This window comes from Flavobacterium sp. (genome assembly GCF_043720215.1).
In the GTDB taxonomy this organism is placed as follows: domain Bacteria; phylum Bacteroidota; class Bacteroidia; order Flavobacteriales; family Flavobacteriaceae; genus Flavobacterium.
The window spans coordinates 1-1,958 of record NZ_JAYSSZ010000080.1; the positions used below are offsets into that span (position 1 = coordinate 1).

The 1,958-nt window shown below is 32.0% G+C and carries 2 protein-coding genes; one reads left to right on the forward strand and one right to left on the reverse strand.

The features are described from left to right. Positions 1–159: 159 nt before the first annotated feature. Complete coding sequence (locus ACHZC3_RS03895; RefSeq protein ID WP_394758572.1) at positions 160–537, reverse strand: DUF5329 family protein; 378 nt, start codon at positions 535–537, stop codon at positions 160–162. A 277-nt stretch (positions 538–814) separates the two neighbouring features. On the opposite strand from ACHZC3_RS03895, the gene ACHZC3_RS03900 reads away from it, so the two are divergent. After that, positions 815–1,958 (forward strand): ISAzo13 family transposase (locus ACHZC3_RS03900; protein WP_394758573.1); only part of this gene is annotated, 1,144 nt, incomplete at its 3' end.

The window sequence follows — 1,958 nt, forward strand, 5'->3', positions numbered from 1 at the left end:
TAAGAAAAAGAATTTAATCACAGATAAACACAGATAGGAAATAAAGAAAATATTCTTTAAGTTCATATTCTATATTTTTTATAATCATCTACGGTTAAGGTTCTTTGTTTTTTTTGTTTCTTCTTTGGTTTACTTAAATTTAGTTTGAACTCACCAAGTTTATTTTTTCTTTTCTTCAATGTTTTGTTTTTCTCGAAATACCTTTAATTCCTCCAAGAGCCATTTGCCCGTTTCAACTTTAGAATTATCTTTTAATTTTATTTGGTAGACATCGCCACTCATTTCGCTTTTAGTAGCGCTTCTTTCAATAAAATCTTCGGCGGTTTTTATTTTCTTTTTATTGTGGTTAAATTTAGATTGAATATGTTTGGTGGCATCTGCGACCGGATATTCTTTGCCATTTCTAATAAAAATGACCTCCGATTTTTTTATATAATCAAATAGATGGTCGATTTCTATCATGGCTTTGGCATCCGGTTCTGCATGTGCACTTCCGAATAACAGTAGCGCTAGAAATATTAAAAATGAGTAGCGCATGTTAAACCTTCTAATTAGAAATTTCATTCTATTATTGTGCTGTTTACGAAGGTTTAGTCAATGTATTTCTAAATAGAGTCTTTAAATGATTTCTAGGTGAAAAGTAATCACCTGTTTTAGCGGATGAATAGATCGAAAAGTAAAAAATGAAGTGAATATAGCCCTATGAAACTTGTCCGAATGAGCTTAACAAATAAAAGTTCAAATACTGGGATTTAAAGTAAGTGCCTGTACCAAAATAACTTGACCTTATTAAACTGTCCTATATAATGATAAAATGGATATAAATAAGAATAAATTAACAGAAAAACTACTTTCGATCTTGCCATCATTAAATGAGAAGCAAAAAAGATTAATGCTTGGTGCTGAGGCCATTTCAATAGGTTATGGTGCAATTAAATTGCTTACTGATATAACAGGGATGAGCAAAAATACAATTGCACGTGGTATCCGTGAAATGCAAGAAGATATAGATGTCTCTAGTATTAGGTGCAAGGGCGGTGGTCGTAAGCAACTAATTATCAAAGATCCAAGTATTAAAGATTGTATTGAAATTATTATTGAACCAGACATTCGTGGTGATCCTGAAACGCCATTAAGATGGACATCAAAAAGTATTCGAAAAATATCAGATTATTTAAAATCAAAAGGTTATTCTGTAAGTAAGCAGTCAGTTGCTCGTATTTTACATGGTATGGAATTTAGTCTCCAAGGAAATTTTAAATCTATAGAAGGTAAGGACCACCCTGACAGGGATGCTCAATTTTGTTTTATAAGTAAAATGAGCAAAAAATTTATATCAAAAAAAGATCCTATTATTTCTGTGGATACAAAGAAAAAGGAAAAAGTGGGTGAATATAAGAATCAAGGAAGAGAATGGCAAAAAAAAGGATGTGCAATTAAAGTAAATGGACATGATTTTCCAGATCCAAAGAAACCCAATGCCAACCCCTTTGGCATTTATGATGTTAAGGACAATTCTGGCTTTGTGAATGTAGGTGTGACGGCAGATACAGGAGAATTTGCGGTTTCAAGCATTCAGTACTGGTGGAATAAAATTGGTAAAATTCGATACCCAAAATCTAAAAAAATATTAATCTGTGCTGATGCAGGCGGGAGCAATGGGTATCGTTTGCGATTGTGGAAAAGAGAATTGCAAAAATTCGCAGATAAGAGCAAGTTAGAAATATATGTTTGCCATTTCCCACCAGGCACAAGCAAATGGAATAAAATTGAACATAGACTGTTTTCTTTTATTAGTATAAATTGGCGCGGAAAACCATTAACGAGCTATCAAGTAATTATAAATTTGATTTCTTCAACAACTACAAAAACGGGTTTGATCGTAAAGGCACGATTGGATAAGAAAATTTATTTGAAAGGAATAAAGGTTTCAGACAAAGAAATGGAATCTTTAAATT

Bases quoted from the DNA above. Each gene is read 5' to 3' on its own strand.
- ACHZC3_RS03895 (WP_394758572.1), bottom strand. From the start codon at position 537: ATGCGCTACTCATTTTTAATATTTCTAGCGCTACTGTTATTCGGAAGT.